This is a genomic window from Mycobacterium gordonae (genome assembly GCF_017086405.1).
Taxonomy (GTDB): Bacteria; Actinomycetota; Actinomycetes; order Mycobacteriales; family Mycobacteriaceae; genus Mycobacterium; species Mycobacterium gordonae_D.
The window spans coordinates 6,348,916-6,369,339 of record NZ_CP070973.1; the positions used below are offsets into that span (position 1 = coordinate 6,348,916).

Below are 20,424 nucleotides of genomic sequence, written 5' to 3' on the forward strand. Positions count from 1 at the left end.
TATGCGTAATTCGTTGCGCCAGTTGATATCACGGACATGATGCGATGTAGGCCCCGCACAGCGGGGCGATCAGGGCGTCCAGTACGGTGGCATCGTTGAGCACTGGCCAGGGCACCCGCGGCGTCCCCGCTGCCCACAATGTGAGTTCACTGATTGTGCTACTCGCCACGTGCGCTACCAGGTAGGTGTGCAAGATCAGCGGCCCGCTGACCACGGCAGCCATCCGGGTCGATTCGTCGTCGGTGATCGACGGCGACTGCGCGGCCGCCCCCAGTTGGCATCCGCGCAGCGCGGCGACGGCGGTGCTGAACACCGAGGCGGCCAGCGCGCCGCCGCGGGCGGTGTCCCCGCGCCAGTGCACTATCTGCGCGTACAGCTGCCACTGACCGTCTGGCTGGGCAACCATGGCGCGTGCGGTGACAGCGGAGTTGCGGCTGTCCTTCGGTAGCGCCGTGGTGTTGCAGACCTGCTCGAACTTGAACTGCGGGGTTCCGCCACCTGTCACGGCGGTGTCGATACCGCCGAGGTCCGGCCAGTCGTACACCGAGTGCAGTGGTATCGACCGCCGGTCGATCCACGCTGAGCTCGGGATCTGATCGCACACCGGCGGGCAGGTCTCGGGCTCGGCGGGTGCGGGGGTAGCGGCGACGAGCGCGATCGCGAAGCTACCGGCGACCATCATGGTCGCCAGAAACACTCTCAGCTGCACGGCCCCCATCAAGGCACAATCGTAGACATGCAACTGACGCATTTCGGGCATTCTTGTTTACTTGCCGAGTTCGGTCAGACCAAGATTCTTTTTGATCCCGGCAGTTTCGCCCACGGCTTCGAAGGAATCACCGGCCTGTCGGCGATTCTGATCACCCACCAGCATCCCGACCACGTCGACGTCTCACGGCTGCCGGCGTTGCTCGAGGGCAATCCTGATGCCGTGTTGTACGCCGACCCGCAGACCACCGAGCAACTCGGCGAGCCGTGCCGTTCGGTGCATGTCGGCGACGAACTCGCGGTCGGACAGCTCAGTATCCGGGCCGTCGGCGGCAGACATGCCGTCATTCACCCGGAAATCCCGGTGATAGAGAACATTTCGTTTCTCGTCGGCGACGGCGAGCACCGCGCGCGGTTGATGCATCCCGGTGACGCGTTGTTCGTCCCCAAGGAACCGGTGGATGTCCTGGCCACTCCGGCCGCCGCCCCGTGGATGAAGATCTCGGAGGCCGTCGACTACCTGCGGGCGGTCGCACCCGACCGGGCGGTGCCCATTCACCAGGGTGTGGTGGCGCCCGAGGCGCGGGGCATTTACTACGGCCGGCTCACCGAGATGACCAGCACGGACTTTCAGGTTCTTCCGGAGGAGGAGGCCGTCACCTTCTGAGGTGGGCCCGCTCCCTCGCGAGCTAGGTGATGTCCTCGGCGACACCGCGGCCTGCGGCGCGGCCGGAGAAGATGCAGCCGCCCAGGAAGGTTCCCTCCAAGGCCCGGTAGCCATGCATCCCGCCACCGCCGAAACCGGCCGCCTCGCCCGCCGCGTATAGCCCGTTGATCGGAGTGCCGTCCGACCTGAGCACCCGGCAATCCAGATCGGTTTCGATGCCGCCCAACGTCTTTCGCGTCAGGATGTGCAACTTGACCGCAATCAGCGGCCCGGCCTTCGGGTCGACCAGCCGGTGCGGCGCCACCACGCGGCCCAGGCGATCGCCGAGATAGCCCCGGGCGGCCCGAATCGCGGTGATCTGGCCGTCCTTGGTGAACTTGTTGGCCACCTCGCGATCGCGTGAGGTGACCGCGGCCGCCACCGTCTCGTAGTCCAACGGCTCCACGTCGGGCAGCCCGTTCATCGCCTCCACCAGCTCCGGTAGCGAGTCGGCGGTAACGAAGTCCACGCCCCGGTCGATGAACGCCTGCACCGGACCGGGTGGCCCGGACCTGGCGCGCGCCCGTAACAGCCGGCGCACGCTGTGCCCGGTCAGATCGGGATTCTGCTCCTGCCCGGACAGCGCGAATTCCTTCTCGATAATCCTGGCGTTCAACACAAACCAGGTGTAGTCATAGCCGCTGGCGGCGATGTACTCCAAGGTTCCCAACGTATCGAAGCCGGGAAACAGCGGCACCGGCAACCGGTTTCCCGCGCCATCCAGCCACAGCGACGACGGGCCCGGAATGATGCGGATGCCGTGCTGCGGCCAGATCGGGTCGTAATTGGTGATTCCCTCGGTGTAATGCCACATGCGGTCTGGGTTGATCACCCGCGCGCCGGCCTTCTGGGCAATGCCGATCATCCTGCCGTCGACGTGGGCCGGTACTCCGCTGAGCAACTGCCTGGGGGCCCGGCCCATCCGACGCGGCCAGTTCTTGCGCACCAGATCGTGGTTACCGCCAATGCCGCCGCTCGTCACCACCACCGCCGAGGCGCGGAACTCGAACTTTCTCAACGCCTTTCGCGACGACGCCACGCCACGCGGTTCCTCGGACGGCTCCAGCACGGTACCCCGGACGCCGGTGACCGCATCGCCTTCGACAATCAGCCTGTCGACCTGATGGCGGTGGGCAAAACGAACATGGGGCCGGTTACGCAGTTGCCGCGCGAACATTTCCACCAGCGCCGGTCCCGTCCCCCAGGTGATGTGAAACCGCGGCACCGAATTACCGTGTCCCTGCGCGTCATAGCCACCACGCTCGGCCCATCCGACCACCGGAAAGATCTTCAGACCGCGCGCCCGCAGCCAGCTGCGCTTCTCCCCCGCCGCGAAGTCGACGTAGGCGTGCGCCCACTGCTCCGGCCAGTAGTCCTCGGGACGGTCGAAGGCCGCGGTGCCCAGCCAATCCTGCAGCGCGAGTTCGTGACTGTCACGGATTCCCAGTCGGCGCTGTTCAGGGCTGTCGACGAAGAACAGGCCGCCGAACGACCAGTAAGCCTGGCCCCCGAGGTTGGCGCTGTTCTCCTGATCGACGATAAGCACCCGCAGCCCGCGGTCCACCAGTTCGCAGGCCGCGACCAGCCCGGCAAGTCCGGCTCCGACGATGATCGCATCGGCTGTGAAGTCCTCCGAAACCGAAACCGCATCGCTCATGTCGAAACAGGGTAGCGCCCGGTGCGAGATCAGACCCGCCGAGTATCAGGCGGCGTCGAGCATCGCCCTCCGCGGTCGCCAGCTGTACACGGTGGGCGTGCATTCCTGTAACAGGGCCAGGTCGACGGCATCCAGCATCGCCTGCCGTGGGCCAGGCTTGCGCAGGTGACGCGCCGCGACGGCAATGCGTACCACCCCGCCGCGCCGGGCGATCCGGTCGGCGGACAGCACCACCATCCGACACCACCACGGTTCGGCCAGAAACCCTTCGCCGATACCCAGGACGCGGGCCCGCACCGTGTGGTCGCGGACCAGGTCGGTAATCCCGTAAGCGTCGGCGAGGAGCCGAAAACCGTTGTGCGGTAGGGCCTTGACGACTCCCGGGGAGACGAGCCAGCCCGGCGCCGCGAACAGCCGGGTGCGCAGGCCGAGGTGCTCGAGCACCCGGTCGGCGGCCTTGATGCGCAGGTTGGCCTCGTGCGCGTGCAGCGTCGCGAACTCACCTCGCCGCTTCTTGGTGGCGGCATCGTTGTAGCCGTGCAGTACCAGGGCGTCGCCGCGAGCGCGACGCTCGCTCAGCCAGTCCACGGTGCGGGTGTCGCGGTCGAGTCGATAGTCACTGCCCAGCCGCGGTGCCACGAGCAGTGACACGGGAACAGCACGGGCGTCCATCTGAGCACAGAAGTCGGCGACGTCAGTCAGCGTTTGCTCGCCGATTCCCGAAACCGAGACGATCAGTTTTCCAGACATATTTGCAGTTTGCCGAGCACAGGTGTCGAGACGGTGAAGGACACACGGACGGCAGACGTATATCAAGCCTGTGATCAGGTCGAACGGGGCTCCCTTGAGCCGGACGTCACAATCCGTTAGATATGCTCAGCAACGCCATGGACAAGGCGCCATCCGCACCGGCCGACGCCGTGCTGCCCACCACCGCGACGGGAGAGTCGACCCCGCTCGACTATCCCGACAAGCTCGACGCTGCCACCCTCCGCGTGGCCGGGGTGTGCATCCTGGCTTCGGTGATGCTGTCGGTGGACACCACCGTCGTCAGCGTGGCGCAGCGCACCTTTATCGTGCAGTTCGAGTCGACCCAGACCGTGGTCGGCTGGACCATGACCGGCTACACGCTGGCCCTTGCCACGGTGATTCCGTTAGCCGGTTGGGCGGCCGACCGCTTCGGGACCAAGCGGCTCTGGATGGGTTCGGTGGTGGCGTTCATGGTGGGCTCACTACTGTGCGCCGTAGCGCCCAGCATCCTGCTGTTGAACATCTTCAGGGCGGTCCAGGGCATGTGTGGCGGCATGCTGATGCCGTTGGGGTTCATGATCCTGACGCGCGTAGCCGGCCCGAAACGACTGGGCCGCCTGATGTCGGTGCTGGGCATCCCGATGCTGCTCGGCCCCATCGGCGGACCGATTCTCGGCGGATGGTTGCTCAACGCCTTCAGTTGGCCCTGGATCTTCCTGATCAATCTGCCAATTGGGTTATGCGCTTTCCTGCTCGCCAAGTTCGTGTTCCCGCGGGATCAACCAGTGCCATCTGAAACGTTCGACGCTGTCGGCGTGCTGCTGCTCTCACCCGGCCTCGCCATGTTTCTGTTCGGGGTATCGTCTATCCCCGGCCGCGGCACGCTGGCCGACCGCCACGTGTTGGTACCGGCGATCATTGGTCTGGCATTGATCACGGCCTTCGTGTTGCACGCGTTGCACCGGGCGGATCACCCGCTCATCGATCTGCGACTGTTCCGGATCCCCGCGGTCACCCACGCCAATGTCACGGCATTGATCTTCTCGATCGCTTTTTTCGGGTCCCTGCTGCTCATCCCGAGTTACCTCCAGCAGGTGATGGGTCAGACTCCGATGCAGTCCGGTCTCCACCTGATTCCGCAGGGGCTTGGCGCCATGCTGACCATGCCGTGGGCCGGAATCTTCATGGACCGCAAGGGGCCGGGCCGGAGCGTTCTCCTGGGCATCTCGCTCATCACCATCGGGTTGGGCGTCTTCACCTTCGGTGTCGCGCGGCAAGCCGAATACTCACCTGTTCTGTTGTTGGGCCTGGGTGTTGTGGGCATGGGCATGGGTTGCACCATGATGCCGCTGTCGGGGGCTTCCGTGCAGGCCCTTGCGCCACACGAGATCGCTCGCGGTTCGACACTGATCAGCGTCAATTTCCAGGTTGGCGGCTCGATCGGGACGGCGCTGATGTCCATGGTGTTGACCAGTCAGTTCAACCGCAGTGCGAACATCTGCGCAGCAAACGAACTGGCGCGTCGCCAGGAGGAGGCCGTACGACACGGGATACCTGTGGACCCGTCAACGGTACCCCAGCGGACGCTGCAGCCAGACTTCGCCACCGGCCTGCTGCACGACCTTTCACATGCCTACACGGTGGTGTTGCTGATCGCCGTCGCGCTGGTGGCAGTGACGCTGATACCGGCCTCGTTCCTGCCCAAGAAACCCGCCGCCTAGCTAGCCGTTCTGCGCGGTCGTCAACAACCACGAGTACTGAAAGGCGGTCTCCTTCCACCGTTCGTAACGGCCGCTGATTCCGCCGTGCCCGGCTTTCATCTGGGTCTTCAACAACACCGGACTGCCTTGCGCACCGGCACCGCTGTTCGCGTGCCGCAACGCGGCCACCCACTTGGCAGGCTCCACGTAGTAAACCCGGGTGTCATTGAGCGATGTCATCGCCAGGATCGCCGGATACCGTTTCGCCTCGACGTTCTCATACGGCGAGTAGGACTTCATGTACGCGTAGACCTCACTGTCGGCCAACGGGTTTCCCCATTCGTCCCACTCCGTCACGGTCAGCGGCAGCGAGGGATCCAGGATGGTGGTCAACGGATCGACGAACGGCACCTGCGCCAAAATGCCGGCGAAGAGTTCCGGCGCCATGTTGGCCACCGCGCCCATCAGCAGCCCCCCGGCACTGCCCCCCAGCGCCACCAGTTGCCGCGGTGTGGTCAGCCCGGTGTCGACGAGATGCCGTGCCACCGCGATGAAGTCGGTGAAGGTGTTCTTCTTCTCCAGCAGCTTGCCGTGCTCGTACCACAACCGGCCCATCTCGCCCCCACCACGGACGTGGGCGATGACGAACACCATGCCACGGTCCAGCAACGACAGGCGCGCGATGGAAAACCGCGGATCTTCGCAAATCTCGTAGGCGCCGTAACCGTAAACCAGTGCCGGAGCCGGGAATTCGATGCCCGCGCGGTACACGATCGAGATCGGAACCCGGGCGCCGTCCGCCGTTTGCGCCCAGTCGCGCCGCTCGACGTAGTCCTCACGGCGGTACCCGCCCAGCACCGGCTGCTCTTTGAGCAGGGTGCGTTCACCGGTAGCCAGGTCGAGGTCGTAGATCCGCACCGGCGTGACGAACGATCCCGCGCCCACCCGCAGCTTGGGTGATCGCCAGTTCGGGTTGGCCCCCAGCCCGGACGACATCAGCTCGGAGTCGAACGCGATCTCTTGCGGCTCGTCGTAACCGCCGTCGGAGCCGAACGGCCACAACTGGATCCGCGGAAGCGCAGCCCGACGGTAGCTGACCACCAGGTGCTCGGCGAAGGCATCGACGGCATCGATGCGGACGTCGTCGCGGTGCGGAATGAGGGTGCGCTGCTGGGCGGGGTCGGCGACCGGAGCCTCCGCCAGGGTGAAGTTCACTGCGCCGTCGTTGTGCAGGATCAGGAACCTGTCCTGCCCGCCCACCGTGGCGTGCTCCACCGAATACTCGACGCCTTCGCGGCGCGGCAGCACCACGGTGAACTCGGCGTCCGGGTCGGCCGCGTCGGCGTAGCGCACCTCGGAGGTCACCGAGGAGCCGGCCGCGATCACGATGTAGGCGTTGCTGCGGGTGCGGCCCACCCCGAGCCAGAACCGTTCGTCGGGTTCGTGATAGACGCGTTCCGGGGATCCGCCGTAACCCAGCCGGTAACGCCAGACCGTGTCCGGCCGCCACGCCTCGTCGACGGTGCTGTAGTAGACGGTGCGATTGTCGGCCGCCCAGGTGGCTCCCGCGCCAATGTCGGTGATCTCGTCGGGATAGCGCTCACCCGTGCGTAAGTCTTTGAACCGCAGCGTGTATCGCTCGTCGCCCTTGACATCGATGGAGTAGGCCAGCAAATTGGCGTCCAGGCTGACGCTGGCCGCTCCGAGCGAGAAGAAGTCGTGACCGTCGGCCTCGACGTTCTCGTCGAGCAGGACCTGTTCACCGGGAATCTCGGTGTGCTCATCGAGTTGTGGGGGGTTCCAGTCGTCGGGATCGGTGACCGGGCACCGGCAATGGACGCCGTACTGCTTTCCTTCGAAGGTGCGGGCGTAATACCACCAGTTGCCGCGCCGGGTGGGCACCGACAGGTCGGTCTCCTTGGTTCGCGACTTGATCTCGTCGAAGATCTGCTGCCGCAACGACTCCAAGTGCGCGGTGCTCCGGTCGGCGTACTCGTTCTCCGCCTCGAGGTAGCCGATGACCTCGGGGCTGTCCTTGTCCCGTAACCACTCGTAGGGGTCGACGAAGACGTCGCCGTGGAATTCGCGGCGAGTCTCCACCCGCTTGGCCGCGGGCGGTACCAGCGCGTCGGTCATGCGCCGATCCAGTCATCGAAGCGCAGCCCCGAAATCCGTTCGTAGGCTTCGATGTACCGCCCGCGGGTGGCATCGATGATGTCCTGTGGCAGCGGTGGCGGCGGTTCGCTCCCGTGCCGATCCCAGCCAGACTCACCGCTGGTGAGCCAGTTCCGGACGAACTGCTTGTCGAAGCTGTTCTGCACCACTCCTGGGCGGTATTCGTCGGCCGGCCAGTAGCGCGACGAGTCCGGGGTGAAGATCTCGTCGGCCAGCAGCAGATTGCCGTTACGGTCGGTGCCGAACTCAAACTTGGTGTCCGCGATGATGATTCCCTTGGTCAACGCATGGTCGGCGGCCTGCACGTAAATCTGCAGTGTGCGATCGCGCAATTGGTTGGCCGCCACGGCGCCCACCAATTCGATCACCCGGTCGAACGAGATGTTCTCGTCATGGCTGCCCAACGCCGCCTTCGTGGCCGGGGTGAACAGCGGCTCGGCGAACTTGCTGGCCTCGACCAGGCCCGGTGGCAGTGCTATACCGCAGACCTTGCCGGTGGCCTGGTAGTCCAGCAGTCCCGAACCGGTCAGGTAGCCGCGGGCGACGCACTCCACCTCGAGCATCTCGAGCCGGTGCACCACGAGCGCGCGACCGAGCACCTCCTCGGGGATCCGCGGGTCATCGGGGGGACCGGCGAGGTGGTTCGGGGCGTCCACCAGCCCGAAGAAAAACACGCTCATCGCCGTCAGGATGCGGCCTTTGTCGGGAATGGCGCTGTCCAGGATGAAGTCGTAGGCGGAGATCCGGTCGGTGGCGACCAACAACAGATGGTGGTCGTCGACGCGGTAGATCTCCCGAACTTTGCCACTGGCCACGTGCGGGTAATCGGACAAAGGGGGTCGCATCGGGTCAGCCTATCGGGCGAGCCGGCACCATTTCGGGGAGAGCTGTGCTGGTATCGGAGGCATGACGAGGTTCCTGCCGTACTCCACCCGCCCGCTTCGCCTGTTCGGTCAACTGATCAGCGATATCACCATTTCGCTGTGGACGGTGATCTGGGTGCTCGTCGGCATGGCGGTGCACGATGCGATTGCGACGATCGCCGAGGCCGGCCGGCAAGTGGAGAGCGGTTCGAAAGGACTCGCCGGCAACCTCGCCGCGGCGGGGCACGGGGCACACAGTGTTCCGCTGCTCGGCGATGCGCTCGGCAAGCCGCTAGACGCGGCCAGTCAGGCGGCCCTGGACGTGGCCGGCGCGGGCCACAACCTGGACACCACGGCGAGCTGGCTCGCCTGGGTCCTGGCGCTGGCGGTCGCGTCGCCGCCGATTCTGGCGGTGACGGTGCCCTGGCTGTTGCTGCGGTGGCGGTTCTTCCGGCGCAAGTGGGTGGTGACCGCGTTGGCCGCGACCGCGGCAGGGCAGCAACTGTTGGCGCTGCGGGCATTGGCCAACCGGTCGCCGGCGAAGCTCGCGGGGGTCAGTGCCGACCCGGTCGGCGGCTGGCGCCACGAGGATCCGATGGTCATCCGCGGGTTGGCCGCACTGGAACTGAGGGCTGCCGGGATCAGGTTGCGAATGCCCTGAGCCCGGCTAGGCGAACACATCGGGCGGCGGCCTGGCTACCGCTCGTGCAGTTCCACCACCAGGTGCCGGATGCCGGTGTGTCGGTTGCTGCGTGTCCATTCCGGAGCTTCCACCAGCCGGACGGCGCCGAACCGCGACCACATCTCCTCGTGCAGCACCCGCAGTTCCAGCCGGGCCAGGTTGGCGCCCAGGCAGTAGTGCACGCCCTGACCGAACCCCAAGTGCGGGTTGGGCTTGCGGGTTATGTCGAACTGGCCCGCGCGTTCGAAGACGTTGTCGTCGCGGTTGGCCGAGCCCTCCCAGATCTGCACCTTCTGGCCCGCCTCGATCCGGTGTCCCCCGAGAGTGACGTCGCGGGTGGCGGTGCGCCGCTTCGACGGCGACGGGGAGGTCCACCGGATGATCTCCTCGACCGCGGTGGGCAACAGCTCGGAATCGCCGCGCAGAGAGTGCAATTGGTCCGGGTGTTCGGCCAGCGCAAGCAGCCCGCCGGCCACCGCGTTGCGCGTCGTCTCCGCCCCGGCGCTGAACAGCAGGCTGAAGAACAGATAGACCTCGAGATCGGAAAGGGCTTGGGAGTTTTCGTCTTCGACGGCGGCGTTGGCAACCACTGACAGCATGTCGTCGGTCGGCTGCGCACGCTTGGCGGCTATCAGCTCCTGACCATAGGTGTACATCCGCGACCCGGCCTCTTCGATCGAGAGCTGGGACAGCGCGGCCTTTCGTGAGCCGCCGAAGTCGAATTGCGGTTCGATGGCCTCGAACAGCCAATGTCGTTCGCTCTCAGGCACTCCCAACAGAATGCAAATCATTTGCATGGGCAGCTCGGCGGCGATGTCGACCAGGAAGTCGAACGGCTCGCCGGGCACCACCGCATCGAGCAGGCGGCGCGCCCGGGCCCGCAGATCGTCCTCGACCCGGCGGATCATCCGCGGCGTGAGCCCGGAGCTGACCAGGCGCCGGATCTGGGAGTGCCGAGGGTCGTCCATCATGTTGAGCACCTGACCCGCGATCGCCAGATCCTGCAGCAGTGTACCGCCGAACGGACGGGCGCCACCGGTGACCGAGGAGTAGGTGACCGGATCACGCAGTACTTCAAGGGTTTCCGGGTGAGTGGCCACCGACCAGAAGCCTTCCCCGTCGGGGGTGTTGTCGGTGGGCTCGTGCCAGAACACCGGCGCCTCGCGCCGATGGACGGCAAACAATTCGTGCGGGAACCCGTTGGCGAAGTTGTCCAGGTCGGTGAAGTCGATGTTCGTCACCGCGGTGGTCACAGGATCGCCCCCGGCGAGTACTTGGCCGACTCCGGGTGGCGACTCACGAGCTCGTCCACCAGGGCGGCCACCTCGTCGACCTGGTCACCGGCCGCACCGACGAAGGCCTCCTTGTCGGCGAGCGCGGCATCCAGGGCCGCCCGGTCCAGCGGGAGCCGGTCATCGGCGGCCAACCGGTCCAGTAAGTCGGGCTCGGCGCCGCGCTCCCGCATGGCCAGGGCCGTGGCGACGGCATGTTCGCGGATCACATGGTGCGCGGCTTCGCGACCCATCCCGGCGCGCACGGCGGCGATCAGAACCTTCGTGGTGGCCAGAAACGGCAGATACCGGTCCAGCTCGCGCTGAATCACAGCCGGGTAAGCGCCGAACTCGTCGAGCACCGTCAGGAACGTCTCGATCTGCCCGTCGACGGCAAAGAAGCTGTCCGGCAATGCAACTCGGCGCACCACGGAGCAGAAGACATCGCCCTCATTCCACTGCGCGCCGGCCAGTTCGGCGGCCATCGAGGCGTATCCGCGTAGCACCACCTGAAGTCCGTTGACCCGTTCGCAGCTGCGGGTGTTCATCTTGTGTGGCATCGCCGAGGAGCCGACCTGACCTTCGGCGAACCCCTCGGTGACCAGTTCGTGCCCGGCCATCAACCGGATGGTGTGCGCCAGCGACGACGGTCCCGCGCCCAGCTGGACCAGCGCGGAGAGCACGTCGTGGTCCAGCGAACGCGGATAAACCTGCCCGACGCTGCGCAATACCGTTGTGAATCCGAGGAATTCAGCCGCCTGTTGCTCGAGGGCGGCGAGTTTGACCGAATCGCCGTCGAGCAGGTCGAGCATGTCCTGTGCCGTGCCCATCGGCCCCTTGATGCCGCGCAGCGGGTAGCGGTCGATCAGCTCCCGCAACCGGGTCAGCGCGATCAGTGTCTCCTGCGCGGCCGAAGCGAACCGCTTGCCGAGTGTGGTGGCCTGGGCGGCGACGTTGTGGCTGCGCCCGGCCATCACCAGGTCCCGGTAGGCCACCGCGCGCTCGGCAAGGCGGGCCAGCACCGCCACCGTGTGACTGAACACCAGTTCCAGCGACTGCCGGATCTGCAATTGCTCCACGTTCTCGGTCAGGTCGCGGCTGGTCATGCCCTTGTGTACGTGCTCGTGGCCGGCGAGCGCGTTGAATTCCTCGATGCGGGCCTTGACGTCGTGGCGCAGCACCCGCTCGCGCGCGGCGATCGAGGCCAGATCGACGTTCTCGAGAACGCGCTGGTAGTCGTCGATTGCCTCGGCGGGGACATCCACACCCAGCTGGGTCTGGGCCCGCAGCACGGCGAGCCACAGCCGCCGCTCCGCGACCACCTTGGCCTCCGGCGACCAGATCGCCACCATCTCACCGCTTGCGTACCGGCTGGCCAGCACGTTCGGAATGCTCACTGGGGTTGTCACGGACACAGCTTACGGTCGCGCGGAGCCTTGACTTGTCGTCCGGGAGCGCGGCCGGACGCCAGACCCGGGCCGATGGGGCCGGCCTGTCCGCCCGCTGGTGGCGAATCGTGATCCCTGCGCTTGCGGCCTGGCGCCCCGCCGTGGTCATTCTCGTTTGAGCCAACGAATGCGCGGCGTGGAGGTTTGCCGATCAAGACAAAACCGGGAATTGGCACTGCTTACGGCGATATGCTGGCGCTACCCGTGGGTTGCAGGTAACCGGGCATCTCGCGGGTCGTCCCAGTCCATCGGGCCGTGACCTCATCGGGGAAGGTGTCCGATGTCATATGTGATCGCTGCCCCGGAGTGGATGGCCGCCGCCGCCACGGAGTTGGCGGGTATCGGGTCGACGATCGGGGCGGCCAACACTGTGCGGCCAACACCCAACGGTTGCTGGCCGCGGGCGCTGATGAGGTATCAGCGGCGGTGGCGGTGCTATTCGACACGCACGCCCAGTCCTACCGGGCGGTGAGCGCGCAAGCTGCGGTGTTTTACGAACAGTTCCTGCAGGCCTTGACCGCGGGCACCGGGTCCTATGCGGCAGCCGAGGCTGCCAACGCCGCGTCAATAACCAGTCCGCTACTCAACGCGATCAACGCGCCCTTCCTCGCGGCCACCGGGCGCCCGCTGATCGGTAACGGCGCCAACGCGGCGGCGGGGTCCGGGGCCGCCGGTGGGGCCGGCGGGTGATTGTACGGCGACGGTGGCGCAGGTGGGTCCGGCCCGAATGGCGGTGCCGGCGGGGCCGCCGGACTGTTCGGTAACGGCGGCGCCGGCGGCGTCGGCGCCGGCGCCGAGAGCTTTGGGACCGGTGGTACCGGGGGAGCCGGCGGCGATGCCGTCCTGATCGGCAACGGCGGTAACGGCGGTAAGGGCGGTACTGGCTTCATCCTTGGCAAGAGCGGCACGCCGGGCGCCGGGGGTCTGCTGTTCGGTTTTGACGGGTTGACGTAGCCGGCGGGAGCGGCACTCCACGCCTACCGATAGGCACCTTCGATCATGCACTCCGCCAGCGTCGCCCTAACGTGAACAGGCTGCGACCCGACCGGGGTAGCCGCCGTCGACCACGGCGGACTGCAATCAGTGTCAGCGCCGTCCGTACCGACGACGACGTGCTGACCGCGCGGCGGGCACGAGCCAGCTGCGGCGACGCGGCGACGGGCTAGATCGCGACGCCGTCGTTGCCCAACGACGTGCTGATGACCCGCACCGGCGGTTGATCGACGGGCGCAAGCACTTCGATCAGATCGATCACGGTCGCCATCGCTGCTGCGCGCGGATCGCGCCCTTCGACCAGAGCGGAGACCACCGACCCGTCAACGGCGCAGATCAAGGTGCACACCAGTTCGATCTGCACCGCCCGACCCGACCTCTCGATGGCCTCGGCGACCGCCTCGGCGCGCTGGCGCAGGCTGCGCCGCATGCTCTCCCGCAAGGCAGGCAGACGGGTACAGGCGATATGACGCTCATAGCGCGATATCAGCTGCTCGGCGAGCCCTGGTCCGGATACGTCCCCAACCAGCAAGTCGACCAGCACGTCAGCGGTGGTCTCCGGCCCCCGGCGGCGGCGGGACAGGGCGTTGACCCTGGCCCGCAGCTGCGCCACCTCGATCATTCCGATGTGCTCGACCGCGCGGGCGATCAAGTCATCGAGCGACGAGAAGTAGTAGGTAGTAGACGCCAGGGGCAGGCCGGCTCGCCGAGCGACCGCCCGATGGCGCACCGCTTCGAACCCGCCTTCGCCGAGCAGCTCGGCGGCAGCGCTTACCAACGCGTACCGCCGACGTTCTCCTTTGGGAGTAACTGCTGCTGTCACGTCCACCCATGCTGCCAGTCAAAGTGGTACTGCATTGCCATTTTCGCGAAACGAACATGGCATGATGACCCGCATGCCAGACATCAGCCGCCGTGCCGTGCTGCGCCTCGGCGCCGCCGCCGCATGCGGCGCGGGCGGCGCATATGCGCTCGACGTGCTGTTTCACCCACAAACGTCGGGCGCCGCGCCGGTTGCCCGGACTGGGACAAACGTTCCATTGGCGCCGACACGGCCGCTGGATCCCGCGCCCCCCGCGCAGGCGGCTCCGACCATGGTGACTGGCTCATTCGCCTCGGCAGCACGGGGTGGGATATCGACGAATTGGGCGATCGCGCGTCCGCCCGGCCAGACCAAACCGCTGCGGCCGGTCATTGCCCTGCACGGCAAAGGTAACGATGCCGCGGCCGTGATGGCCGGCGGTGTCGAGCAGGGCTTGGCGCAAGCCGTCAATGCCGGGTTACCGCCGTTCGCGGTGGTCGCCGTCGACGGCGGCGGCGGCTACTGGCACAGACGGGCCGACGGTGACGACGCCGGGTCGATGGTGCTCAACGAGCTGATTCCGATGCTGGACAGCCACGGCCTGGACACTTCGCGGGTGGGATTCCTGGGCTGGTCGATGGGCGGCTATGGCGCGTTACTGCTCGGCGGCCGACTGGGCGCCGGACGCACCGCCGCGATCTGCGCGGTGAGCCCCGCGCTGTGGACATCCTCGGGCGCGGCCGCGCCCGGCGCCTTCGACGGGCCCGACGACTACGCGGCCAATTCGGTGTGGGGCATGCCGGCGCTGGGTGCGATCCCGATCCGCATCGACTGCGGCGACAGTGACCCCTTCTATTCGGCGACAAAGCAGTTCATCGCCCAACTCCCGAATCCGCCGGCGGGCGGTTTCTCCCCGGGCGGTCACGACGGCGGTTTCTGGAGCTCCCAGTTGCCGGCGGAGTTGACTTGGATGGCGCCCCTGCTGACGGCGTAGACCCTGGTTGTGCGGCCAGTGCGCCGCTACGCTCCCCCCGTGAGCACACCATTCGGCTGGAACAACCCGTACCGCTGGCCTCGGACGCCGATGCTGGCTGCCAATGCGGTCTGCACATCGCAGCCACTGGCCGCACAGGCAGGTCTCCGAATGCTCGCCGACGGCGGGAATGCGGTGGACGCGGCCGTCGCCACCGCGATCACCCTGACGCTGGTCGAACCGGTGTCCAACGGCATCGGGTCGGATGCCTTCGCCATCGTCTGGGACGGTGAGCGTCTGCACGGCCTCAACGCGTCTGGCCGCGCACCGGCAGCGTGGACACCCGAATACTTTGGCGGGCAGGGTGTTCCGGCTGCCGGGTGGAACTCCGTCACGGTACCCGGAGCGGTATCGGCCTGGGCACAACTGCATGCCCAGTTCGGGAGGCTCCCGTTCGAGCGACTCTTCGCACCCGCTATCGCATATGGCCGCAACGGTTTTCTGGTCTCGCCGATGGTGGCCACCCAGTGGGCGGCCCAGGTGCCGTTGTTCGCCGAGCAGCCCGGGTTCGCCGAAGCCTTCCTGCCGGGAGGACGGGCGCCGAAAGCCGGCGAGCTGTTCACTTTTCCCGACCATGCGGACACGCTGGAGAAGATCGCAGCATCCGGTGGGGTGGAGTTCTATCGCGGTGAGTTGGCGGCGGCGCTCGAAGCGCACTCCACGGCGAACGGCGGCGCGCTACGCGCGAACGACTTGGCCGCGCACCGAGCCGATTGGGTGGGCACGATCAGCAACGAGTATCGCGGGTACACGGTGCACGAAATACCGCCCAATGGTCAAGGAATCGTGGCTTTGATCGCGCTAGGGATCCTCGATCATTTCGACATGGCCTCGCGGCCAGTCGATTCCGCCGACAGTGTGCACCTGCAGATCGAAGCGCTGAAACTGGCTTTCGCCGACGCACACGCCTACGTCGCCGATATCGACCACATGGCCGTCACCGCCGCGCAGCTGCTCGACCGCGATTACTTGAAGCAGCGGGCCGCACTGATCGATCCCGCCCGCGCCAACCCCGCCTCGGCCGGAACACCCAAGGGCGGCACGGTTTATCTGACCGCCGCCGATTCCGCGGGGATGATGGTGTCGATGATCCAGTCGAACAACATGGGTTTCGGCTCCGGCGTGGTGGTGCCGGGCACCGGCATATCATTGCACAATCGTGGCGCCAATTTCTCTGCGATACAGGGTCATCCGAACCAGGTCGGACCGGGCAAGCGCCCGTACCACACCATCATTCCGGGCTTCGTCACCAAGGACGGCGCGCCCGTGATGACCCTGGGCGTGATGGGCGGGCCCATGCAGCCACAGGGCCACGTACAGGTTCTGGTGCGCATCGCCGACTACGGCCAGAACCCCCAGGCCGCCTGCGACGGCCCGCGCTTCCGTTGGGTACAGGGCATGGAAGTCAGTTGCGAGAACGGATTTCCACCGAAGACCCTCGACGGTCTCCGTCAGCGTGGGCATGAACTGCTCACCGTGGATGACTACAACGCGTTCGGCAGTTGCCAGGCGATCTGGCGTTTGGACGACGGATATCTCGCGGCCAGCGACCCGCGTCGGGACGGGCAGGCCGCCGCGCTCTGACGCCGCGAAGCCCTGGCCCGGCCGTAGGCATCGATTGACGGCAAGCCACGCCGTCGCCTTTCCCGGCGCGCGTTCCGACACCAGCGGCAGCTCCGCCTCGCGCGTGCTACCAGCCACTGGCACCCATCTCGGCCGCGTCGCGGACGAAGACACCCCACAGCACATAGCGGTCGGTCGGGACCAGACCTCCGTTAAACCAGCTTGCCGACGTTCCCGGCTTCACCGTCACCGATCCCGCGACGGTCGTTGAGCCGCTGAGGTTCTCACGATCAGCGGCCCACCCGTCAACCCCGTCTCGGACCTTCACCCGACGAGATAAGGTGAACTAAAGGTAAACTCATAGGAAACTATAGATGACTTGGCGATGAATCGCTGGGTACTATCGAATGAGCAATTGCGGGCTGGCGCCGAGGCTGCGCTCGGCATTCCTGTTACGGACGGTGCGATGATTGGCTCAGTTCATCGAAGCCCCGGCATGGGTTTGGGTGCCGGAGATGTGTTCGCCGGATACACGATTGACCGGTTGTTGGGCGCCGGCGGCATGGGCGAGGTCTACCTGGTCCGGCATCCACGCTTGCCACGCCGCGAGGCGCTGAAGGTCCTGAACGACGACATCTCTGCCGACGACGCCTATCGTCAGCGCTTCATCCGAGAGGCGGACCTGGCTGCCGCACTGTGGCATCCGAATATCGTGCGGATCAACGACCGTGGCGAGTTCGACGGGCAACTGTGGATCTCGATGGACTTCGTCGACGGTACCGACGCCGCGAGCCTGTTGCGCGCCCAGTATCCGGTCGGCATGCCGGCCGATCAGGTAGCCGACATCATCCAGGCGATCGCAGGCGCGCTCGACTACGCGCATCACCATCATGACGTGCTACACCGCGATGTCGGTCCGGCGAACATCCTGCTCACCGGTCCGGACACCGGCGAACAACGAGTCCTGTTGAGCGACTTCGGCATAGCACGCAACATCGGCGACATCGGCGGCCTGACCGCGACCAACATGATGATCGGCACCTTCCCCTACGCAGCGCCTGAGCAATTGACCGACGAACCCATCGACGGCCGCGCCGATCAGTACGCTCTGGCCGCAACCGCCTACCACCTGCTAACCGGCGCCCCGCTGTTCCCGCACACCAACCCCGCCGTTGTGATCAGCCGCCACCTCAGCACGCCACCTCCCGCCCTGGCCGACATCCGGCCCACACTCAAGGCCTTCGACCCGGTCTTCGCCATCGCGCTGGCCAAAGATCCCGCCGATCGATTCATCCGATGCACCGACTTCGCCGATGCCTTCACACGCGCCGTCCACTCGATCGGCCAATCAACAAACTCGGTATGGACCATGCCCAGACCCATCGCGGTCCGGACACCCAAGCAGCCCGCCCCCGCCGTCCAACCACAACGGCGGAATCGGCAGACCATCGCGGCCGCAGCAACGGTCATCGCACTCACCGGCATCGCGGCCAGCGGCTACCAGATCGACGACAGGCCTGACGCCGGGCCGCCCGCGGCGTCCCCGGCTTCCACGCAACCTCAGCTGGCAGCCGAGAATGTGCCACCACCCGCGGCGGCCGCGCAGCCGATGGCGTTGCCGCCGAAGGACACTGCCTCAAGCCCCGTTCCGGCGCCGGCTCCGGCGCCCGCAGCCACTCCACACCGGACGTCCGTTCCCGCCGCTGCGTCCCCTCCGGCCGCGCCGGCCGCGGCGACTCCGGCTCAGCCGTCACCACCGAAGGCGCCGGCGCCCCCACCGCAGCGGCCCGCCGACCCGGACCAGGCCTTCGTCAACATGGTGTCCGGCATCCCTGGTCTGACCGTCACCGATCCGGCCGCAGCCGCCGCGACCGGCCGCGCCGTGTGCACGAGCCTGCAAAACGGTGGGACGCCCAATGATTCCGTGCAGGCGACGGTGAACGGCAACAACACTGTCACGCCCGCTCAGGCGGCCGCCGGGGTCAACGCGGCGATCACCGTCTACTGTCCGCAATTTCAGCAATAGCCGGCGCATATCGCTGCCAAGAGCGCCACGCAAGGATGGTCACGATTCATCTGCACGAGGTCAGCGGTCGATCATCGACCTGCCACATGTGGGAGCTGCCATCAAGGACGAACAGGTCCTTGCTATTGCCCGTCCTCTTCGGGTCAAACACCCGCACCACGTCATAGGGCACGGTCCGGTCGGCGCGGCCGCTCACATAGTCGGGCCGTTGCGCACGCGTGATCTCCACGTCCACCGATAGGTCCCGGGCGAGCTGTCTCACTTCGTCTGGATTGGCCACCAACGCCGCCTCCCATTTGACCTGGGCCGTGAAGCGTGGCTGAACCTCTTGCTTGCACCGCTCAGTCGAGGCGATCAGGGCATGGTGCTGATCAGCGACGGCATGCTCGTGAAAGCCTTCGACGATCACCCAGACACCGATGCCGACCGCCAGTGCAGCGCCGATCATTCGGCCGGCCACGTTGACCGTGACATAGGTTTCGGATGGCTCGGGGGGAGCCTCGAACTTCCAACCCTCATCCAGGTAGAACGCCTCCCGCGGGTGAAGCGCCAAATACACCAGCAGCGCAGCGATCACAAACAGCGCCAGTCCGAGGAACAGCACGAAGACTCCCTCCGTTTCACGCCCGATCACCAAGCGATCCGATTCGCCACCCGCGCGGCGATATGACGTTGATAGGCGCCCCGGACCGCGATTTCAAGTCAGGTGCAGAGTGTGACCGTGCCGGCGAGACCGGATCTAGAGGTTGATGTTCCCTTCGGCGGCTCGCTGTCCGATATCGGTGCGGAAGTGCCCGCCGGGCAATCGAATCGAGCCGAGGATTCCGTACGCGCGGGCACGCGCCTCGGCCAGGTCGACACCGGTGCCGACCACCGACAGCACCCGGCCGCCGGAGGAGACAATCGCGCCGTCGCCGCGGCGTGCGGTGCCGGCGTGCAGGACGCCGTCGGCTTCCGAGCCGACGATGACATCGCCGACCCGCGGCCGCCCGGGATAGTTCTCCGCGGCCAACACCACCGTCACGGCAGCACCGTCACGCCACCGCAATGGCTCGAAGTCAGCCAGCCTTCCGCTGCCGGCTGCATACAGTAACTGGCCCAGCGGCGACTCCAGGAGTGCCAGAACCGCCTGCGTCTCCGGATCACCGAAGCGACAGTTGAACTCGACCACGGCCGGGCCGGTGGAGGTGATCGCCAGGCCGGCGTACAGCAAGCCGTTGAACGGGCTACCGCGCCGAACGAGCTCGGCCGCGACGGGTTCGACCACCTGGTTGACAATCTCGCGGTAGACGGCTTCGGGCAGCCACGACAGCGGCGCATATGCCCCCATGCCGCCGGTGTTGGGGCCGGCATCACCGTCACCGACCCGTTTGAAGTCCTGCGCGGGCAGCAACGGCACCACCGTCGCGCCGTCGAGCACGCAGAACAAGGAGACCTCGGGCCCGTCCAGAAAAGACTCGAGCAGCACAGGATGACCCGACTCGAGCAGGCTGGCGGCGTGAGCGCGAGCAGCCTCGCGGTCAGCGGTGACCACCACGCCTTTTCCGGCGGCCAGCGAGTCGTCCTTGACCACCCAGGCGGGGTTACCGGCCGGTGGCCCGAAGCGTCCGAGCGCGGCGTCCAAATGTGCCGGGTTGTCGACGATTTCACTGGCAGCGGTCCGCACTCCGGCCGCGGCCATGACTTCTTTGGCGAAGGCTTTGGAGCCCTCGATCCGCGCCGCGTCCCGGCCGGGTCCGAAACAGACGATGCCGGCGGCGCGCAGGGCGTCGGCCACCCCGAGAACCAGCGGCACCTCGGGACCGATGACGACGAGGTCGGCCTCGACCTTGCGCGCCAGGGCCACGACCTGGTCAGCGGAGGTGATATCGACGTCGTGCTGCTCGGCCAGCCGGGCGGTGCCGGCGTTGCCGGGCGCGATGACCAAACCCGTGACCTGCGGGTCTCTGCTGAGCGCCAGCAGCAGGGCATGTTCACGGGCACCGGAGCCGATCACCAGGACGCGCACGACAGGTCACACTAGCGGCATCACGGCAACAACGGGTTT

17 protein-coding genes and 1 pseudogene are annotated in these 20,424 nt (G+C 66.7%); 7 read left to right on the top strand and 11 right to left on the bottom strand.

Going from position 1 to position 20,424, the window contains the following annotated elements:
- Positions 1-28: 28 nt before the first annotated feature.
- The gene (locus JX552_RS27275; protein ID WP_205874878.1) at positions 29-760 is read right to left on the bottom strand and encodes an ATPase; all 732 of its coding nucleotides are present in this window, start codon (positions 758-760) and stop codon (positions 29-31) included.
- Here JX552_RS27275 and JX552_RS27280 point away from each other — a divergent pair.
- Positions 737-1,375, top strand: a complete 639-nt coding sequence (locus JX552_RS27280) for an MBL fold metallo-hydrolase (protein WP_205874879.1) — start codon at positions 737-739, stop codon at positions 1,373-1,375. The genes JX552_RS27275 and JX552_RS27280 overlap by 24 nt on opposite strands.
- Before the next feature lie 22 nt (positions 1,376-1,397).
- Here the strand turns inward: JX552_RS27280 and JX552_RS27285 are convergent, their stop codons facing one another.
- Positions 1,398-3,071, bottom strand: coding sequence for an FAD-binding dehydrogenase (locus JX552_RS27285; RefSeq protein ID WP_205874880.1), 1,674 nt, complete (start codon positions 3,069-3,071; stop codon positions 1,398-1,400).
- Between the two features lie 45 nt (positions 3,072-3,116).
- Positions 3,117-3,821: a DUF2334 domain-containing protein gene (locus JX552_RS27290; RefSeq protein WP_205874881.1), complete on the bottom strand. Its 705-nt coding sequence runs from the start codon at positions 3,819-3,821 to the stop codon at positions 3,117-3,119.
- Positions 3,822-3,943: 122 nt separating this feature from the next.
- On the opposite strand from JX552_RS27290, the gene JX552_RS27295 reads away from it, so the two are divergent.
- The gene (locus tag JX552_RS27295) at positions 3,944-5,542 is read left to right on the top strand and encodes a DHA2 family efflux MFS transporter permease subunit (RefSeq protein ID WP_205874882.1); all 1,599 of its coding nucleotides are present in this window, start codon (positions 3,944-3,946) and stop codon (positions 5,540-5,542) included.
- Here JX552_RS27295 and JX552_RS27300 read toward each other — a convergent pair whose 3' ends face one another.
- Positions 5,543-7,657: a S9 family peptidase gene (locus JX552_RS27300; RefSeq protein ID WP_205874883.1), complete on the bottom strand. Its 2,115-nt coding sequence runs from the start codon at positions 7,655-7,657 to the stop codon at positions 5,543-5,545. It abuts the gene before it with no gap.
- On the bottom strand, positions 7,654-8,541 hold the full coding sequence (locus JX552_RS27305; RefSeq protein WP_205874884.1) for a phosphoribosylaminoimidazolesuccinocarboxamide synthase: 888 nt from the start codon (positions 8,539-8,541) through the stop codon (positions 7,654-7,656). The genes JX552_RS27300 and JX552_RS27305 overlap by 4 nt, the downstream gene beginning before the upstream one ends.
- Before the next feature lie 61 nt (positions 8,542-8,602).
- Between JX552_RS27305 and JX552_RS27310 the strand changes: the two genes are divergently transcribed.
- Complete coding sequence (locus tag JX552_RS27310; protein ID WP_205874885.1) at positions 8,603-9,220, top strand: hypothetical protein; 618 nt, start codon at positions 8,603-8,605, stop codon at positions 9,218-9,220.
- Positions 9,221-9,255: 35 nt separating this feature from the next.
- Here JX552_RS27310 and JX552_RS27315 read toward each other — a convergent pair whose 3' ends face one another.
- Entirely contained in the window at positions 9,256-10,494 is a 1,239-nt protein-coding gene (locus JX552_RS27315; RefSeq protein ID WP_205874886.1) for a cytochrome P450, read from the bottom strand.
- Positions 10,491-11,909 carry an adenylosuccinate lyase gene (gene purB, locus JX552_RS27320; RefSeq protein ID WP_205878720.1) on the bottom strand — a complete coding sequence of 473 codons (1,419 nt, stop codon included), beginning with the start codon at positions 11,907-11,909 and terminating at the stop codon, positions 10,491-10,493. Before purB ends, JX552_RS27315 begins: the two co-directional genes overlap by 4 nt.
- 331 nt (positions 11,910-12,240) lie before the next feature.
- Here purB and JX552_RS27325 point away from each other — a divergent pair.
- A pseudogene (locus JX552_RS27325) lies at positions 12,241-12,887 on the top strand (PE family protein); the annotation flags it as partial.
- Positions 12,888-13,122: 235 nt separating this feature from the next.
- On the opposite strand, the gene JX552_RS27335 reads toward JX552_RS27325, so the two are convergent.
- Positions 13,123-13,782 (bottom strand): TetR/AcrR family transcriptional regulator, encoded by a 660-nt coding sequence (locus JX552_RS27335; protein ID WP_205874888.1) that lies wholly within the window; start codon positions 13,780-13,782, stop codon positions 13,123-13,125.
- A 55-nt stretch (positions 13,783-13,837) separates the two neighbouring features.
- On the opposite strand from JX552_RS27335, the gene JX552_RS27340 reads away from it, so the two are divergent.
- Together JX552_RS27340 and ggt are read left to right on the top strand one after the other, a co-directional pair.
- Positions 13,838-14,749, top strand: a complete 912-nt coding sequence (locus JX552_RS27340; RefSeq protein ID WP_205874889.1) for an alpha/beta hydrolase — start codon at positions 13,838-13,840, stop codon at positions 14,747-14,749.
- Positions 14,750-14,788: 39 nt separating this feature from the next.
- Entirely contained in the window at positions 14,789-16,372 is a 1,584-nt protein-coding gene (gene ggt / locus JX552_RS27345; RefSeq protein WP_205874890.1) for a gamma-glutamyltransferase, read from the top strand.
- A 106-nt stretch (positions 16,373-16,478) separates the two neighbouring features.
- Here the strand turns inward: ggt and JX552_RS27350 are convergent, their stop codons facing one another.
- Positions 16,479-16,679 (bottom strand): hypothetical protein, encoded by a 201-nt coding sequence (locus JX552_RS27350; protein WP_205874891.1) that lies wholly within the window; start codon positions 16,677-16,679, stop codon positions 16,479-16,481.
- Positions 16,680-16,817: 138 nt separating this feature from the next.
- Here JX552_RS27350 and JX552_RS27355 point away from each other — a divergent pair, with 138 nt between their 5' ends.
- The gene (locus JX552_RS27355; protein ID WP_431195898.1) at positions 16,818-18,377 is read left to right on the top strand and encodes a serine/threonine-protein kinase; all 1,560 of its coding nucleotides are present in this window, start codon (positions 16,818-16,820) and stop codon (positions 18,375-18,377) included.
- A 46-nt stretch (positions 18,378-18,423) separates the two neighbouring features.
- Here JX552_RS27355 and JX552_RS27360 read toward each other — a convergent pair whose 3' ends face one another.
- Positions 18,424-19,011 (bottom strand): DUF6199 family natural product biosynthesis protein, encoded by a 588-nt coding sequence (locus JX552_RS27360; protein WP_205874892.1) that lies wholly within the window; start codon positions 19,009-19,011, stop codon positions 18,424-18,426.
- A gap of 105 nt (positions 19,012-19,116) precedes the next feature.
- Positions 19,117-20,385 (bottom strand): phosphoribosylamine--glycine ligase, encoded by a 1,269-nt coding sequence (gene purD / locus JX552_RS27365; protein ID WP_205874893.1) that lies wholly within the window; start codon positions 20,383-20,385, stop codon positions 19,117-19,119.
- Positions 20,386-20,424 lie beyond the last annotated feature (39 nt).

What these genes read in the sequence shown, in the direction of transcription:
- JX552_RS27280 (WP_205874879.1), top strand. Translation starts at nt 737, where the DNA reads ATGCAACTGACGCATTTCGGGCATTCTTGTTTACTTGCCGAGTTCGGT.
- JX552_RS27275 (WP_205874878.1), bottom strand. Translation starts at nt 760, where the DNA reads ATGCCCGAAATGCGTCAGTTGCATGTCTACGATTGTGCCTTGATGGGG.
- JX552_RS27285 (WP_205874880.1), bottom strand. Translation starts at nt 3,071, where the DNA reads ATGAGCGATGCGGTTTCGGTTTCGGAGGACTTCACAGCCGATGCGATC.
- JX552_RS27290 (WP_205874881.1), bottom strand. Translation starts at nt 3,821, where the DNA reads ATGTCTGGAAAACTGATCGTCTCGGTTTCGGGAATCGGCGAGCAAACG.
- JX552_RS27295 (WP_205874882.1), top strand. Translation starts at nt 3,944, where the DNA reads ATGCTCAGCAACGCCATGGACAAGGCGCCATCCGCACCGGCCGACGCC.
- JX552_RS27300 (WP_205874883.1), bottom strand. Translation starts at nt 7,657, where the DNA reads ATGACCGACGCGCTGGTACCGCCCGCGGCCAAGCGGGTGGAGACTCGC.
- JX552_RS27305 (WP_205874884.1), bottom strand. Translation starts at nt 8,541, where the DNA reads ATGCGACCCCCTTTGTCCGATTACCCGCACGTGGCCAGTGGCAAAGTT.
- JX552_RS27310 (WP_205874885.1), top strand. Translation starts at nt 8,603, where the DNA reads ATGACGAGGTTCCTGCCGTACTCCACCCGCCCGCTTCGCCTGTTCGGT.
- JX552_RS27340 (WP_205874889.1), top strand. Translation starts at nt 13,838, where the DNA reads ATGATGACCCGCATGCCAGACATCAGCCGCCGTGCCGTGCTGCGCCTC.
- JX552_RS27355 (WP_431195898.1), top strand. Translation starts at nt 16,818, where the DNA reads ATGATTGGCTCAGTTCATCGAAGCCCCGGCATGGGTTTGGGTGCCGGA.